The sequence below is a fragment of the Neorhizobium populisoli genome, from assembly GCF_019430945.1.
GTDB classification, from domain to species: Bacteria; Pseudomonadota; Alphaproteobacteria; order Rhizobiales; family Rhizobiaceae; genus Neorhizobium; species Neorhizobium populisoli.
Genome location: NZ_JAHYCB010000003.1, coordinates 512,025 through 526,701, shown reverse-complemented (window position 1 = coordinate 526,701; position 14,677 = coordinate 512,025). Strand labels below are relative to the sequence as shown.

Annotated in this window: 15 protein-coding genes; 11 read left to right on the top strand and 4 right to left on the bottom strand. The window is 61.4% G+C overall.

Annotated features, from left to right (window positions below):
* Window positions 1–107 precede the first annotated feature (107 nt).
* Entirely contained in the window at window positions 108–689 is a 582-nt protein-coding gene (locus KX729_RS10490) for a cupin domain-containing protein (protein ID WP_219742376.1), read from the bottom strand.
* A 207-nt stretch (window positions 690–896) separates the two neighbouring features.
* On the opposite strand from KX729_RS10490, the gene KX729_RS10485 reads away from it, so the two are divergent.
* The 3 genes from KX729_RS10485 to KX729_RS10475 all read left to right on the top strand — a co-directional run bounded on the left by KX729_RS10485 (window position 897) and on the right by KX729_RS10475 (window position 2,401).
* A complete protein-coding gene (locus KX729_RS10485; protein ID WP_219742375.1) occupies window positions 897–1,370 on the top strand; it encodes a VOC family protein in 474 nt (157 codons plus the stop codon).
* Window positions 1,371–1,390: 20 nt separating this feature from the next.
* Window positions 1,391–1,870, top strand: a complete 480-nt coding sequence (locus KX729_RS10480) for an SRPBCC family protein (protein ID WP_219742541.1) — start codon at window positions 1,391–1,393, stop codon at window positions 1,868–1,870.
* A gap of 294 nt (window positions 1,871–2,164) precedes the next feature.
* Window positions 2,165–2,401 carry a hypothetical protein gene (locus tag KX729_RS10475; protein ID WP_219742374.1) on the top strand — a complete coding sequence of 79 codons (237 nt, stop codon included), beginning with the start codon at window positions 2,165–2,167 and terminating at the stop codon, window positions 2,399–2,401.
* Between the two features lie 63 nt (window positions 2,402–2,464).
* Here the strand turns inward: KX729_RS10475 and KX729_RS10470 are convergent, their stop codons facing one another.
* Entirely contained in the window at window positions 2,465–3,640 is a 1,176-nt protein-coding gene (locus tag KX729_RS10470; RefSeq protein WP_219742373.1) for an acyl-CoA dehydrogenase, read from the bottom strand.
* 100 nt (window positions 3,641–3,740) lie between these two features.
* Here KX729_RS10470 and KX729_RS10465 point away from each other — a divergent pair, with 100 nt between their 5' ends.
* Window positions 3,741–4,673 (top strand): LysR family transcriptional regulator, encoded by a 933-nt coding sequence (locus tag KX729_RS10465; RefSeq protein ID WP_219742372.1) that lies wholly within the window; start codon window positions 3,741–3,743, stop codon window positions 4,671–4,673.
* A 10-nt stretch (window positions 4,674–4,683) separates the two neighbouring features.
* On the opposite strand, the gene KX729_RS10460 is transcribed toward KX729_RS10465, so the two are convergent.
* Together KX729_RS10460 and KX729_RS10455 are read right to left on the bottom strand one after the other, a co-directional pair.
* Window positions 4,684–5,214, bottom strand: a complete 531-nt coding sequence (locus tag KX729_RS10460; protein WP_219742371.1) for an AAA family ATPase — start codon at window positions 5,212–5,214, stop codon at window positions 4,684–4,686.
* A gap of 107 nt (window positions 5,215–5,321) precedes the next feature.
* Entirely contained in the window at window positions 5,322–6,749 is a 1,428-nt protein-coding gene (locus KX729_RS10455; RefSeq protein WP_219742370.1) for an amidase, read from the bottom strand.
* Between the two features lie 151 nt (window positions 6,750–6,900).
* On the opposite strand from KX729_RS10455, the gene KX729_RS10450 reads away from it, so the two are divergent.
* From KX729_RS10450 to KX729_RS10420, 7 genes are all read left to right on the top strand, one after another.
* The gene (locus KX729_RS10450) at window positions 6,901–7,953 is read left to right on the top strand and encodes a LacI family DNA-binding transcriptional regulator (RefSeq protein ID WP_219742369.1); all 1,053 of its coding nucleotides are present in this window, start codon (window positions 6,901–6,903) and stop codon (window positions 7,951–7,953) included.
* A 37-nt stretch (window positions 7,954–7,990) separates the two neighbouring features.
* Entirely contained in the window at window positions 7,991–9,019 is a 1,029-nt protein-coding gene (locus tag KX729_RS10445) for an ABC transporter substrate-binding protein (protein ID WP_219742540.1), read from the top strand.
* Window positions 9,020–9,309: 290 nt separating this feature from the next.
* Complete coding sequence (locus tag KX729_RS10440) at window positions 9,310–10,155, top strand: ABC transporter permease (RefSeq protein ID WP_219742368.1); 846 nt, start codon at window positions 9,310–9,312, stop codon at window positions 10,153–10,155.
* Complete coding sequence (locus tag KX729_RS10435; protein ID WP_219742367.1) at window positions 10,152–10,937, top strand: ABC transporter permease; 786 nt, start codon at window positions 10,152–10,154, stop codon at window positions 10,935–10,937. The genes KX729_RS10440 and KX729_RS10435 overlap by 4 nt, the downstream gene beginning before the upstream one ends.
* Window positions 10,930–11,955, top strand: a complete 1,026-nt coding sequence (locus KX729_RS10430) for an ABC transporter ATP-binding protein (RefSeq protein ID WP_219742366.1) — start codon at window positions 10,930–10,932, stop codon at window positions 11,953–11,955. The genes KX729_RS10435 and KX729_RS10430 overlap by 8 nt, the downstream gene beginning before the upstream one ends.
* 12 nt (window positions 11,956–11,967) lie before the next feature.
* The gene (locus KX729_RS10425) at window positions 11,968–12,891 is read left to right on the top strand and encodes a nucleoside hydrolase (protein ID WP_219742365.1); all 924 of its coding nucleotides are present in this window, start codon (window positions 11,968–11,970) and stop codon (window positions 12,889–12,891) included.
* A complete protein-coding gene (locus tag KX729_RS10420; protein WP_219742364.1) occupies window positions 12,888–14,675 on the top strand; it encodes an adenine deaminase in 1,788 nt (595 codons plus the stop codon). The genes KX729_RS10425 and KX729_RS10420 overlap by 4 nt, the downstream gene beginning before the upstream one ends.
* Window positions 14,676–14,677: the final 2 nt, after the last annotated feature.

The window sequence follows — 14,677 nt, the reverse complement described above, 5'->3', positions numbered from 1 at the left end:
CCGCCGGCAGATGCGCGGAGAATTCCGGCCCTTGAGTTAGGATATCCGCCGTGGGTAATCAACGGCGAAGACAGGCTTTAATGCGAATTTTTTGCATTAAAGCGATGTTACAGATAAGGCGGGGTGACGGCGCTGACGACTTCGCAGCGCTCGGTGCCGACATTGCGATAACGATGCGGCTGGCGGCTGTCGAACAGGAACGCATCGCCTTTCTTCAGGATGCGCGTCTGGTTGCCGACGGTCAGTTCCAGCTCGCCGGCGACCACTACGCCACCTTCTTCCGCCTCGTGGCTCAGCATGGTCTCGCCGGTATCGGCGCCGGGCTCGTAGAACTCGTGAAACACCTGGATGCTGTGGGATTTCGCGTCACCCACCTGCAGCAGCGTCAGCGCGCCGGTGGAAAGCGGCGTCAGTTCGTCGGCGCGGTAGAAAATCTGGTCGACCGGCGGCAGGGTCAGCGCGAAGAAATCGGTCAGCGGATAGTTGATCGCTTCCAGGATCTTCTTCAGCGAGGCGACCGAGGGGCTGACCTTGTTCTTTTCGATCAGCGAAACCAGCGAGTGGGTGACGCCGGCCTTCATCGCCAGCGCCCGCTGGGAAAGTCCATGACTTTGCCGCACCAGTCGGAGCCGCTCGCCGACGTTGAAACCGCCACCGGCGTCTTCCGCCGTCTGTTCCATGGCGTGCATTTTGGGATTCGACCTTCTTATTCCAGCATGTTGCACGCCACTGATACACCGAAGGCGGAAATTTCGCCAATGACGAAAAACGGCGTGCGGTGTGAGGCTATTTGAGATTTTTTTCAGATGGGTGTCGGATCGCTGAAAGTGCCTGCGTCTTTAAGGCATGGTCGTGATCAACGGCCGTTCGGCAAGCTTTCAAAAGGGAGTGATGAAATGGCAAAGAACACGATCTGCGTATGGTACGACAAGGACGCCGAAGAAGCCGCCCGCTTTTACGCCAAGACTTTTCCGGACAGCGCGGTCGGCAAGATCACCCATGCGCCGGGCGACTATCCGGATGGCAAGCAGGGCGATGTGCTCGTCGTGGAATTCACGGTTGCGGGCGTCGCCTGCATCGGCCTGAACGGCGGCCCGGTCTTCAAGCACAACGAAGCGTTCTCCTTCCAGATCTCGACCGAAGACCAGGAAGAGACCGACCGCTACTGGAACGCTATCGTCGGCAATGGTGGCCAGGAAAGCGAATGCGGCTGGTGCAAGGACAAGTGGGGCGTCTCCTGGCAGATCACGCCGCGCGTGCTGACGGAAGCGATGGCGGCCGGCGGTGATGAGGCGAAACGAGCCTTCGCCGCGATGATGAAGATGCAGAAGATCGACGTCGCGACGATCGAAGCGGCTCGCCGCGGTTAAGGAGAAAATCGATGGATAAAATGAGTGACGGCCACACGGCGGTCGAACGGAAATCCGAGCGCGAACTTGCCGTGACGCGCAGCTTCGATGCTCCGGTTCGCCTCGTTTTCGATGCGTGGACCAAGCCGGAATTGTTCATGCTGTGGTGGGCGCCGAAATCCAGCGGCGTGCCGCTTCTCGCCTGCGAGATGGATATCCGCACCGGCGGCGGCTACAGCGTCACGTTCGGACAGGATGTCGAAAACTCCATGACCTTCTTCGGGAAATATCTCGAAGTATCGCCGCCTTCGCGTCTCGTCTGGACCAATGACGAAAGCGAAAACGGCTCCGTCACCACGGTCACCTTTGAGGAAAAGGACGGCAAGACGTTGCTGGTGCTGAATGAGCTCTATCCTTCCAAGGAAGCGTGCGACGAATCCTGCGCCGGCATGGAAGGCGCGATGCCCGAGCAGTTCGGGCAGCTGGATGAGCTTCTCGGCATGTTGGGTGCGAACGCCTGAACCAGCAATCGTTACATGGAAATAAATCGGCCCGGCGCGCTGGAAGCGGCTGGGCCGATTTGTTGAAAGCGCAAGGCGCACCTCATGGATCATGCTGGAATGAAGAAGGGTGATGTCGCTGTTATCGAGAAAGCGCGCTGGGGCAATCGCAGCGCTGACAAGCACAAAAGATCAGATTAGCGTCTGCACCGGAGCTACGCTTTTAATGTGATTTTTTTTGGAAAATGCAGATTTTTGTAGAAAATTTAGTTTCTTTCCGTAAATTGAGTTTTGCGAAAAAAATGAGGATTATCTATGAATTCTGCGCTTTTGAAAAATCTTCTTGTGGACGTGATGCATTTTGGGTCGTCACAGGTTCATCGCAAGAAGCTCGCTTACTACCTGGGCCGAACAAACATCACGTCAAATGCATGGTCCTCCGTGCTTGATGAATGGGTCGATCTTGGAAACGATCGAAACAAGCTCTATTATCTGGAGTGGGGTGACACATTCACATTTTTGGCTAGTGCGGCGTTGAAGGCGGACAATTAAAAAAAAGCCCGGTCGCGCTGGCGCGGCCGGGCTTCTGCTGTCGATGATTTATAAGTCTTTGGCTCAGAAAAACGCCTGAATACCCGTCTGGGCGCGGCCTAGGATCAGCGCGTGGACGTCGTGCGTGCCTTCGTAGGTGTTGACCGTTTCCAGGTTCTGCGAATGGCGCATGACATGGTATTCGATCTGGATGCCGTTGCCGCCGTGCATGTCGCGTGCCTGGCGGGCGATATCGAGCGCCTTGCCGCAGTTGTTGCGCTTGATGATCGAGATCATTTCAGGGGCCATCTTGTGCTGGTCCATCAGCTGGCCGACGCGAAGCGAACCCTGCAGGCCGAGGGTGATTTCCGTCTGCATGTCGGCGAGCTTCTTCTGGTAAAGCTGCATGCCGGCGAGCGGCTTGCCGAACTGCTTGCGGTCGAGGCCATACTGGCGGGCGCGGAACCAGCAGTCTTCGGCGGCACCCATCACGCCCCAGGAAATGCCGTAGCGGGCGCGGTTGAGGCAGCCGAACGGACCCTTGAGGCCCGAGACGTTGGGCAGGATCGCGTCTTCACCGACTTCGACACTGTCCATGACGATTTCGCCGGTGATCGAGGCGCGCAGCGACAGCTTGCCGCCGATCTTCGGGGCAGACAGGCCCTTCATGCCCTTTTCGAGCACGAAGCCGCGGATCTCGTTGTTATGGGCTTCCGACTTCGCCCAGACGACGAAGACGTCGGCGATCGGCGCGTTGGAAATCCACATCTTGGAACCGCGCAGGCGATAACCGCCCTCGATCTTTTCGGCGCGGGTCTTCATGCCGCCCGGATCGGAACCGGCATCCGGCTCGGTCAGGCCGAAACAGCCGATCAGGTCGCCCGAGACGAGGCCTGGCAGGTACTTCTTCTTCTGTTCGTCGGAGCCGTAGGCAAAGATCGGGTAGATGACCAGCGAGGACTGGACGCTCATCATCGAACGGTAGCCCGAGTCGATACGCTCGATTTCGCGGGCGACGAGGCCATAGGCGACGTAGGAGGCGTTGGCTGCGCCGTATTCTTCCGGCAGCGTCACGCCGAGCAGGCCGGTCTGGCCCATCAGCTTGAACAGGCCCTTGTCGGTGGTCTCGTCGAGATAGGCTTCCTGGACGCGCGGCAGAAGTTCGGACTTGGCGAAGCTTGCTGCCGAGTCACGGATCATCCGCTCGTCTTCGGAGAGCTGGTCGTCCAGCAGGAAGGGGTCACTCCAGGAAAAGGCCATGGGTCTGTCTCCAAGTTTCAAGGTTGAAGGAATTATCTCCACGAGCGTCTCAAGAGCAAGCACCGTTTACTCAATCGGCCATGATCTATAGTAATAGGGCATGGTCAGCCTTTCGCGAAAACTGCTCCCCTCCACGTCGGCGCTTGCCGCCTTCGATTCCGTCGCCCGGCTTGGCAGCTTTTCGGCGGCGGCCGAAGAGCTTTCACTGACGCAAGGAGCGATCAGCCGGCAGGTTTCCGGGCTCGAGGAGCAATTGGGCATTGCGCTTTTCGACCGGACCAGCCGTGGGGTTCTGTTGACGGCCGCAGGCGAGGACTATGCCAAGGCGGTGGCCACGGCACTGGCGCAGATCCGCTCCGCTTCGCTCGCCGTCATGACCAAACGGCATAGCGACCAGCTGAACCTTGCCATCCTGCCGACCTTCGGCACCCGCTGGCTGATGCCGCGCATCCCGCAATTCGTTGCCCGGCATCCGGAGATTACACTCAATTTCGCGACGCGGATCGGCATGTTCGATTTCGACCGCGACGGGATCGACATGGCAATCCATGTCGGGCCTATGGGTGAAAAGGGGCCGGACTGGCCGGGGGCGGAATGCACCTTCCTGATGGAGGAAATGGTGGCGCCGGTCGCTTCGCCGGCTTTTCTCAACACCCATCCGATCGGGAAAGGCGAAGATCTGTTGCGCATGCCGCTCCTGCATATGGCGTCGCGGCCGGGGGCATGGACACACTGGTTCGAAAGCCTCGGGGTGGCGGGAACGCCGGCGCAGGGCATGCGGTTCGAACAATTCGGCAGCGTGGCGCAAGCCTGTATCGCAGGGCTGGGCGTGGCATTGATGCCGCTGTTCCTGATCGATTCCGAACTGGCGAGCGGGCAGCTTGTCGAAGCGTTTCCGCATCAGGTGCGTAGCCCGAGTGCGTATTACGCGGTGGCGCCGGTGAGCAAGGCGAGCTTTCGGCCCGTGGTTGCCTTCCGGACATGGTTGCTGGAAGAGGTCGGGCGGTATGGGGAAGAGGTTGTGGGGTGGTAGACCCTGAGGTCTAGTCTCGGTCTGCTTCTCCGCATCTTCTGAGAATGTCGTCGACAACGGAGACGAGCGGCGCCGTGGCGTCTATCACCGTGGCGTTTGCGGGAATGTCTTCCTTCGTCGTGTGAAGCCGGATGATCAGCTCCTGTTCGACAGGCCTTCCGCCGAACTCGTCCTCTGGACGGTTGGTGAGCCGCGCCTTCAGCGTATCCAGATCAACATCGAGAACGAAGACTTCGTCGAAAAAGTCGATGAAATGATGGAAGTTCCGCGATCCGCCGCAGAAGAACGTGATTGACCGGCTTCGATCGGCCATCAGAGACTTCACCTGATCGACGTCCCAGATATGGTGCCTGTGTATGAAGGCTACATCCAGTGCATCCTGCGCGGAACCTTCCAGCCGTTCGCCAGTCTGCGGATCGCCCCGATAGGCCAGGTCACGATCTCCATGGAGGACGTGGTATCCGCGGCGTTGCAGTTCGGTGGCGACGGACGTCTTTCCGGTGCCGGACACGCCTTCGATCAGATAGTTTCTGACGCCCATTTCTACTCTCGTTCGATCGATGGAAGCCTTGGCGTTCCGTTGCAAAGCGCTTCCGCCTTACAGGACAAGGATGACAGAGAGATTTCCGCTAATTGCTCCGATGCCGCCTAAAGCGTAGGCCGCACTCCCAGCCAATCCGTCGCCGCCTCATAAGCCAGCGCCAGTTCCAGCACCGCCTTGTCTGCTCGCGGCCGTCCGATGATCTGGATACCGTTCGGCAACCCATTCGTCCCAAATCCCGCCGGCATTGCCGCCACCGGCAGGCCGGCCATCGAGGCGGGGATCACCACCTCCATCCAGCGATGATAGGTGTCCATCGTACGGCCACCGACCTCTTTCGGCCAATGGGTCGTCGCGTCGAAGGGGAAGACCTGCGCCGATGGCAGGATCAGGTAGTCGTACCGGCCAAAGACTGTCAGCAGATACTGATACCAGGCGCTGCGGCGTTTCGAGGCGAAATGCACCTCGCGGCCGGTCATGTCGAGGCCGCGTTCAATTTCCCAGATCATTTCCGGCTTCAGCAAAGCGTGCCGGGTCGGGTCGTCGTAATTGTCGCGCTGGCTGTTGGCGGTCAGCCAGCTTCGCAGCGTCGTCCAGGAGCGCCAGACATCCGCCATGTCGTAGTCCGGAACGATCTCATCCACCGTGCAGCCGAGCTTTTCGAAGACGGGCATGGTGGAGCGGCAGAGATCCAGCACGCCGGGCTCATAGGGCAGGTAGCCGCCGAGATCGCCAAGCCAGGCGATGCGGGCGCCTGCGAAATCGCGGTTTTCATCGGGCGTCAGGTCTTCCGTTGCCAGCGAATGCGGGTCACGTGGGTCGTAGCCGGCCTGGGTGGCGAGCAAAGCGGCGGTGTCGCGCACGGTGCGGCCCATCGGCCCGAGGGTGGAAAGCTGGCCCATGAAGAGTTCCAGCTTCAATGATACCGGGATACGGCCGTAGCTCGGGCGAAAGCCGACGACATTGTTGAAGGCGGCGGGATTGCGCAGTGACCCCATCATGTCGCTACCATCGGCGATCGGCAGGAGATGGGCGGAGAGGGCAGCGGCCGCGCCACCGCTGGAGCCGCCAACAGTCTTGGTCAGGTCGTAGGGGTTTTTCGTGGTGCCGTGGACCGGATTATAGCTCTGCGAGCCGAGCCCCTGTTCCGGCGTATTGGTCTTGCCGATGATGATGGCGCCCGCCGCGCGAATGCGCTCGACCATCAGCTCGTCCTTTTCCGGCACGAAATCGGCGAAGATCGGCGAGCCGTAGGTGCACCGGATGCCCTTTACCTCGCAAAGATCCTTGATGGCGATCGGCATGCCTTGCATCCAGCCTCGCGAGGTGCCGGCGGCGAGTTCGGTATCGCAGGCGGCGGCTTCAGCCAGAAGGGATTCGGTGTCACGCAGGCTGACGATGGCGTTGATGGCGGGGTTGAAGCGCTCAATCCGGTCGAGATAGGCTTGCATCACGGCGACGCTCGAGGCGCGTCCATCATGGATAGCTTCCGACAGTGCCGTGGCGGAAAGCCCCGTAATTTCATCATTCTGCATGAAAACCCCTCCTGCTTTTGGAGAGATTTCCATCTGTTCGGTTGCGGCAAGTCAAGGCATCGAATGGGGATATGTCACGCGAGCTTCACAAACGACTCGACAAGGACACGTGTTCAAAGTATTTTGCTTAAACGATTAAGCAGGGCTGCCCATGGCCATTCCCCGTTCCGGACCGAATATGAGCGCGATCGCGGCTGCCCTCGGGGTGTCGGCGGCGACGGTATCGAACGCGCTTTCGGGCAAGGGCAGGGTATCGCCGGAACTGATCGAGCGCATCCGGGCAAAGGCGGCGGAACTCGGTTATGTGCCGAGCCTGACGGCTCGGGCGCTACGCACGGGTCGCACCGGGGTTCTCGGCATGGTCCTGCCGGATATCGCCAATCCGCTCTTCCCGCAGATCGCCCAGGCGATCGAAAACGCCGCAGCCAATGCCGGTTACGGCGTGTTGATCGCCGACTCCCGCGGCGATATCGCCACCCAGACCGAAGCCATCAACCGGCTTCTGGAACGCGGCATCGATGGCATGGTCATCGTTCCCCGGCGCGGTACGCGCATCGCCGATGTCGGCTGTCCGGTCGCGGTGATCGACACGCCCTCAACACCGGGCAATACGGTTGCTGCCGACCATTGGGACGGCGGGTCGCAGATGGGCCGACACCTCGCCTCGCTCGGCCATCGCAAGGTTCTGCTGGTCGGCGGCAATCCCAATTCCAACGTGCAGAATGATCGCATTGGCGGGCTGAAAGCCGGTCTCGGCAACGAGGCGGAATGCGAAGTGCTGTGGATCGAGAAGGTCGAGGCGGTTTCCGGCGCTGGCTGTCCGCTGGGTCTTTCGGCAAAGGCGGCGGAAGGTTTTACCGCCTTTGCCGCGCTTTCCGATCTTTCCGCGCTCAGGGCGCTGACGGAATTGCAGCGCGGCGGCATCAGCGTGCCGGAAATGGTCAGCGTCACCGGTTTCGACGACCTGATCTGGTCATCGGTCGTGACGCCGGCGCTGACGACGGTGCGGATGGACATGGGAACAATCGCCGACCTAGCGATCGCCGCTCTGATCCGCGTCATCGAGCCGGATGGAGAAGCCGAGCCGGAAGCTGCCGGCCATGTGGTTTCCGAGACAGATCGCGTGCCGATGCAACTGATCGTCCGGCAATCCACTGGCGCACCTTTAAAATCGCATGCCCAGAATAAAACGACAGACCAATAAACCGACAGCAGGAGAACTTCAGATCATGAACGCCACCATGCAAAAAGCCATTCTCGCATCGGGCACCGCCCTGATGCTCACCATGGGTGCCGCACAGGCATTCGCCCAGGAAAAGACGCTGACGATTTCCGTCTATGCGCTGGCGCAGGACGAATACAAGCAGCTCGTCTACGATCCCTTTGAGAAGATCTGCGGCTGCAAGCTGGTCGTCGAAACCGGCAACAGCGTCGAGCGGCTGGCCAAGATGGAAGCCAACAAGGCAAACCCGGTCATCGACATGGCCGTCGTTTCCATGGCCGATGCGCTGGCCGCCTCGCGCGCCGGACTGATCGACAAGATCGATACCTCGAAGCTTGCCAATTTCAACAAGCTTTACGACGTCGCCAAGGATCCGAACAAGGACGGCATGAGCGTCGGTTACACTTTCTACGCCACCTCGATCGCCTATCGTTCCGACAAGATGAAGATCGAGTCCTGGGCCGATCTTTTGAAGCCGGAATATGCCAGCCACATCGCCTGGCCGAATGTCACCACCAACCAAGGCCCGCCGGCGCTCTACATGCTCGGCCAGGCACTCGGCAAGGATACGCCGGACCTCAAGGCCGCCATCGAAGCCGTTGGCGGAAAGAAGGACGAGATCGTCACCTTCTATGAGAAGTCGTCGCAGCTGGTGCAGTTGATGAAGCAGGAAGAGATCTGGGCAGCGCCGATCGGCCGCTTCACCTGGGCTCCTTTCACCAAGCTCGGCCTGCCGGTCGCCTGGGCAACGCCCAAGGAAGGTCAGACGGGCGGTATGAACGTGATGATCATGCCGAAGGGCGGCAAGAAGTCCGAACTCGCGCTGCAGTTCATGGATTTCTGGCTTTCCACCGACATCCAGAAGGCGCTTGCCGAAAAGTTCGTCGACAGCCCGGCCAACAAGGACGTCAAAGTTTCCGACGAGATCGCCAACAATCTGACCTACGGGGAAGAGACGGCGAAGAGCCTGAAGCTCATTCCTTCGGCCACCGCGCTCGATCAGCGGGCTGGGTGGGTGAAGAGCTGGAATGAGAAGGTGGGGCAGTAAGGGCGACGCTTGAATTGCGGGAAGGGCGGGCTCCACGTGCTGACGCACGTCACCCCCCTCTGCCCTGCCGGGCATCTCCCCCTCAAGGGGGGAGATCGACCCGCGGCAAGGTCTCGCAGTTCTCAATGTTCACGATTGGATAATGTCGGCGCGCCCAGCCAATCTCCCCACCTGAGGGGGAGATGCCCGGCAGGGCAGAGGGGGGCTGGCACCCGCCAACGCTGAAAATGTAACTACACCTTTCGCCCGAATTTCAGGCGGAAGAGGATTGTCACCGGAGACCACCACCAATGTTCCAAAACAGGGCCGAAGCGCTTGCACTTGCGCTGCCTGCTGCGATCTTCGCGGCGGCGGTGTTTCTTGTGCCGGTGGTGATCCTGCTCTCCGACGGTTTCCGCAACCCGGCCGGCGGCTGGACGATTTCCGCTTACATTGACTTCTTCTCCAGCCCGCTGAACCAGGCGGTCTTCCTGCGCACGCTGAAGCTCGGCGCGCTGGTGACGGTCGTCTCGGCGGTGATCGGATATGCGGCGGCGTTCGCGATCGTCAATCTGGAACCCGGCATGAAGGGCAAGGTGACGGGCCTGGTCGTGCTGCCGCTGATGATTTCGCCGGTGGCGCGCACCTATGCGTGGATCGTCATTCTCGGCCGTACCGGCATCGTCAATCAGGCGTTCCAGGCGCTGGGCATCAGCGACGTACCGCTGCGCATTCTCTTCTCCGAAACGGCGATCTTCATCGGCCTGCTGCAGCTTTTTCTGCCGCTGATGATCATCTCGCTGATCTCGGCGCTTGAAAACATGCCGAAGGATGCTGTGCCGGCGGCGCGGGTGCTCGGCGCCAACTGGTTCCAGGTGTTCTGGAAGGTCATCCTGCCGCTCACCAAGGAAGGTCTGGTCGTCGGCGGAACGCTGGTCTTCACCGGCTGTCTCACCGCTTATATCACGCCGGCAATCCTCGGCGGTTCCAAGGTGCTGATGCTGGAAACGCTGATGTACCAGCAGGTTTCCGTCTCCAACAATTTCGTCGCGGCGAGCGTCATCGCCTTCATCCTGATCGTCATGAGCTTTGCCGCGAATATCCTCCTGAAGCGCGTCGCCACGGCCCGCAACAAGCAGCGGAGGGCCGCAGCATGACCGTCGCACGCAGCCTCTTCATTCCGCTCGTCCTGTTCCTGGTGATCGCCTTCCTGATCGGGCCGTTCCTCATCATCGTCGCGGCATCGTTCTCGGCCGGCGAGACGCTGGCCTTCCCGCCGCAGGGTTTTTCGCTGCGCTGGATCGCCAAGGTCTTCACGGTCGAAAGCTTCCGCGCGTCCTTCGGCATGTCGATGTTCCTGGCGATCGGCGGCACGCTGGCGGCGCTGGTGCTCGGTATTCCAGCCTCCTACGCGCTGTCGCGCTACAAGCTGCCGGGGGCGGAAATCGTCCGCACAATCGTCTCGGCACCGATCATCGTGCCGGGCATCATCGTCGGCCTGGCGCTGCTGCGCTACATCGTCGTGCCCTTCCAGATCGGCATCACGCTGGCGCTGTTCATGGCGCATACGGCGCTGATCCTGCCCTATGCGGTGCGGGTCGTATCCGCCAGTCTTGAGAACCTGCGCTCCGACATTGAAGAGGCGGCGGTTCTGCTGGGCTCCTCGCGGCTCGGCGCATTCTTCCGGGTGGTGATGCCGAACATTCGCGGCGGCATTCTTTCCGCCTTCATTCTCGGCTTCGTCACCTCGTTCAACCAGGTGCCGGTGTCGCTGTTTCTTTCCGGTCCGGGCGTGCGCACCATGCCGATCGACATGATCGCTTATATGGAAATCGTCTTCGATCCTTCCGTCGCCGCGCTCTCCTCGCTGCTCGCCCTGATGTCCATCGGCATCGTGTTCGCCGCCGAACGTTTCCTTGGATTCTCCCGCTATGTCTGATGCGTCTTATCTCTCCCTTCAAAAGCTGACGCTGACCTATGGCGACAGTCCCGCCGTGCCGGATCTCGATCTCGATATCCGCAAGGGCGAGCTGATCGCGCTGCTCGGCCCATCCGGTTGCGGCAAGACCACGACGATGCGGGCCATCGCGGGGCTGATGCCGGTCAAGTCCGGCCGCGTGCGGCTGGATGGCTCCGATATTACCCGCGTTCCGGCCAACAAGCGGGCCGTCGGTCTGGTCTTCCAGTCCTATGCGTTGTTCCCGCATCTTTCCGTCTACGAAAACGTCGCTTTCGGCCTGAAGCTGAAGGGCATGCGTGGGCAAGAACTCGATGCCAAAGTACAGTCGGGCTTGAAGTCGGTGGGCTTGTCGAATTTCGCCAATCGTCGCCCGGCAGAACTTTCCGGCGGTCAGCAGCAGCGCGTGGCGCTCGCCCGTTCCATGGTCATGGAGCCGAAGGTTCTGTTGCTTGACGAGCCGCTGTCCAACCTCGATGCCCGCCTTCGTCTGGAAATGCGCACCGAGCTGCAGCGCGTCCAGAAGGAGACCGGCGTGACGATGATCTTCGTCACCCACGACCAGGCGGAGGCCTTGGCGCTGGCCGACCGCATCGTCGTCATGAAGTCCGGCAAGATCGAGCAGATCGGCTCGCCGGAGGATATCTACAATCGCCCGACCTCGTCCTTCGTCGCCGATTTCGTCGGCTTCGAGAATATTTTCCCGCTGGAAAACGGGAAGCTCAAGACGAGCGGCGGCCTCATCAATCTTTCCAGCCAGCCCCCTTCAGCGGCGGGTCTGGCCTGGCGGCCGCGTATGGTAACTCTGGGAATTGGTCCTTTCCGAGGTACTGTGCGCGGCACATCCTTTGCCGGCGACAGCCGCGAATATCTGCTGGATACGCCGATTGGTCCCATCAAGGCCGAAGTCGAGGCGAGCCAGCCGGCATATGCGCTGGGTGCCGAACTTGTCTTCGATCTGCCGGCCGAAAAAGCCGCGCCGCTGGCTCGGTTTGCGTAAGGAGCGGCTGACATGGGCATCTGGATCGATACAGATATGGGCTTCGACGACATCGCCGCGATCATGGTCGCGGCGCATGCGGGGCTGACGATCGACGGCATGTCGCTTTCCTTCGGCAATGCGCCGCTCGCCAATGTGCGCCGCAACGCGGCGAGTGCCGCCGCTGCTTTCGTCTGGCCGTTTCCCATCCATGTCGGTCGCGAAGTGCCGGTGCTCGGCCAGCTGCAGACGGCGACCAATGTGCTTGGCGATACGGGCATTCCGACCGTCGGCAAGGCGCTTCCGGAAGCGCCCGACACATTTAACGAGGATGCGTTTGAAGCGCTGTGCGCCTGGCTTGAAAAGAGCGAAGGCGAGCGACGCATCCTGGCGCTCGGGCCGCTCACCAATATCGCGGCGGTCGCTTTGGCGCGGCCGGATCTGGTTGCGAAGATTACCGATCTCACCTGGATGGGCGGCGGGCTGACGGCCGGCAATCACACCGCGTCGGCGGAATTCAACGCCTTTGCCGACCCGGAAGCGCTGGCCATCGTGCTGGCTCACAACATCCCGTTCCGGATGATCGATCTGGATCTCTGCCGCAAGGTTCTTTGTTCACCGGAAGACGTGGTTCCGGTGCGCGAGGCTGGCGGTCGCAATGCCGAACTGGTGGCGGACCTTTTGGCCGGTTTCGTTGCGATCGCCACAAGCCGCGGTCGTCCGGCCATGGCACTTTACGATGCCGTTGCGGCGGTGGCCTTTGCCTATCCCGACCATGTGACCTGGCGCGAGGCGCGTATCGACATCGAGCTTTCCGGCGGGCTGACGCGCGGGCGCACGGTGGTCGAGGTGCGGCCCGGCCGTGTCGAATTTAATGCCGCTTACGGCGCCGAGATCGACGTCGACAAGGCGAAAGCCATCATTCTCGAGACATTGCGTGCGGAGGCGAGCTGGTGAAGAATATTATCTCAACGGTACAGGAATTCACCGAACCCTCCTTCCGCGACCGGGTGGTCGTTGCCGCGCGGGGTGACGGGCCGTTCGACATTCTGATCACGGGTGGCACGCTGGTGGATGTCGTCACTGGCGAGCTGCGCGCGGCCGATATCGGCCTTGTCGGTCCGGTCATTGCCAGCGTGCATGAGGCCGGCAGCCGTTCGGATGCGGCCGAGATCATCGATGCGACCGGCACGTTCATCTCGCCCGGCCTGATCGACACGCATATGCATGTCGAAAGCTCGATGGTGACGCCGGCGACTTATGCCGGTGCGGTTCTGCCGCGCGGTGTCACGACGATCGTCTGGGACCCGCATGAATTCGGCAACGTGCATGGCACGGAAGGTGTGTCCTGGGCGCTGGAAGCGGTGAAGCCGCTGCCGTTGCGCGCCGTCGTGCTGGCGCCGTCCTGCGTGCCGTCGGCGCCGGGTCTCGAAGTCGCGGGCGCCGATTTCGGCCCGACCGAAGTCGAGGAGATGCTGTTCTGGCCAAAGATCGGCGGTCTCGCCGAGGTCATGAACATGCGCGGTGTGATCGACCGGGAACCGCGCATCAGCGGCATCGTCCAGGCGGCGCTGGTCTCCGAAAAGCTGGTTTGCGGCCATGCCCGCAGCCTGACCGGCCCGGATCTCGCAGCCTTCATGGCGGCCGGTATCACCTCCGACCACGAACTGGTGTCCGCCGAGGACTTCATGGCGAAGCTGCGCGCCGGCCTGACGATCGAGCTGCGCGGTTCGCATGATCATCTCCTGCCGGAATTCGTCGAGGCGCTGAACACGCTCGGCCACCTGCCACAGACGGTGACGCTCTGCACCGACGACGTCTTTCCGGACGATCTGGTCCAGGGCGGCGGGCTGGACGACGTGGTACGCCGGCTGGTGCGTTATGGCCTGAAGCCCGAATGGGCGCTGCAGGCGGCAACGCTGAATGCGTCCGTGCGCATCGGCCGCGCCGATCTCGGCCTGATCGCTGCCGGCCGCCGCGCCGATATCATCCTCTTCGAGGACCTGAAGGATTTCCGCGCGCGGCAGGTGATCGCCAGCGGCACGCCGATTGCCCGCGAGGGCAAGATGGTGGTTGAGCTCGTCAAGACCGATCCGTGCGTGCTGGAAAATTCCGTCAAGCTGAAGCCGCTTTCGGCGGAGGATTTCAAGCTGCGTTCGGAAGGCAAAAAAGTTCGCCTCGCGACCATCGATCGCCCGCGTTTCACGCGTTGGGGGCAGACGGATGCGGATGTCGTTGACGGTTTTGTGGTACCCCCGGAGGGCGCGACGCTGATCGCCGTGACCCACCGCCACGGCCGCGCCGACAGCCGCACCCGTCTTGGGTTCCTGACCAGCTGGGGCACGTGGAAGGGTGCTTTCGCCACCACGCTTGCCCATGACAGCCACAACCTCACCGTCTTTGGTTCGGATCCGGCCGATATGGCCGCGGCCGCCAATGCGGTGATCGAGGCCGGCGGCGGCATGGCCGTAGCGATCGGCGGCAAGGTGGTGGAGCTTCTGCCGCTGCCGCTTTCGGGCCTCGTCTCCGAAGCGCCGATGGACGAGGTGGCCGACGGCTTCCGCAAGATCCGCGCCGCGATGGACAAGGTTGCCGACTGGCAGCCGCCTTACCTGATCTTCAAAGCCTGTTTCGGCGCGACGCTCGCCTGCAATCCCGGCCCGCATCAGACCGATCGCGGCATTGCGGATGTCGCCAAGGGCACGGTATTGGAATCTCCTATCTTGGAAGTTCTCGAATAGGA

Bases quoted from the DNA above. Each gene is read 5' to 3' on its own strand.
- KX729_RS10490 (WP_219742376.1), bottom strand. From the start codon at position 689: ATGCACGCCATGGAACAGACGGCGGAAGACGCCGGTGGCGGTTTCAAC.
- KX729_RS10485 (WP_219742375.1), top strand. From the start codon at position 897: ATGGCAAAGAACACGATCTGCGTATGGTACGACAAGGACGCCGAAGAA.
- KX729_RS10480 (WP_219742541.1), top strand. From the start codon at position 1,391: ATGAGTGACGGCCACACGGCGGTCGAACGGAAATCCGAGCGCGAACTT.
- KX729_RS10475 (WP_219742374.1), top strand. From the start codon at position 2,165: ATGAATTCTGCGCTTTTGAAAAATCTTCTTGTGGACGTGATGCATTTT.
- KX729_RS10470 (WP_219742373.1), bottom strand. From the start codon at position 3,640: ATGGCCTTTTCCTGGAGTGACCCCTTCCTGCTGGACGACCAGCTCTCC.
- KX729_RS10465 (WP_219742372.1), top strand. From the start codon at position 3,741: ATGGTCAGCCTTTCGCGAAAACTGCTCCCCTCCACGTCGGCGCTTGCC.
- KX729_RS10460 (WP_219742371.1), bottom strand. From the start codon at position 5,214: ATGGGCGTCAGAAACTATCTGATCGAAGGCGTGTCCGGCACCGGAAAG.
- KX729_RS10455 (WP_219742370.1), bottom strand. From the start codon at position 6,749: ATGCAGAATGATGAAATTACGGGGCTTTCCGCCACGGCACTGTCGGAA.
- KX729_RS10450 (WP_219742369.1), top strand. From the start codon at position 6,901: ATGGCCATTCCCCGTTCCGGACCGAATATGAGCGCGATCGCGGCTGCC.
- KX729_RS10445 (WP_219742540.1), top strand. From the start codon at position 7,991: ATGCAAAAAGCCATTCTCGCATCGGGCACCGCCCTGATGCTCACCATG.
- KX729_RS10440 (WP_219742368.1), top strand. From the start codon at position 9,310: ATGTTCCAAAACAGGGCCGAAGCGCTTGCACTTGCGCTGCCTGCTGCG.
- KX729_RS10435 (WP_219742367.1), top strand. From the start codon at position 10,152: ATGACCGTCGCACGCAGCCTCTTCATTCCGCTCGTCCTGTTCCTGGTG.
- KX729_RS10430 (WP_219742366.1), top strand. From the start codon at position 10,930: ATGTCTGATGCGTCTTATCTCTCCCTTCAAAAGCTGACGCTGACCTAT.
- KX729_RS10425 (WP_219742365.1), top strand. From the start codon at position 11,968: ATGGGCATCTGGATCGATACAGATATGGGCTTCGACGACATCGCCGCG.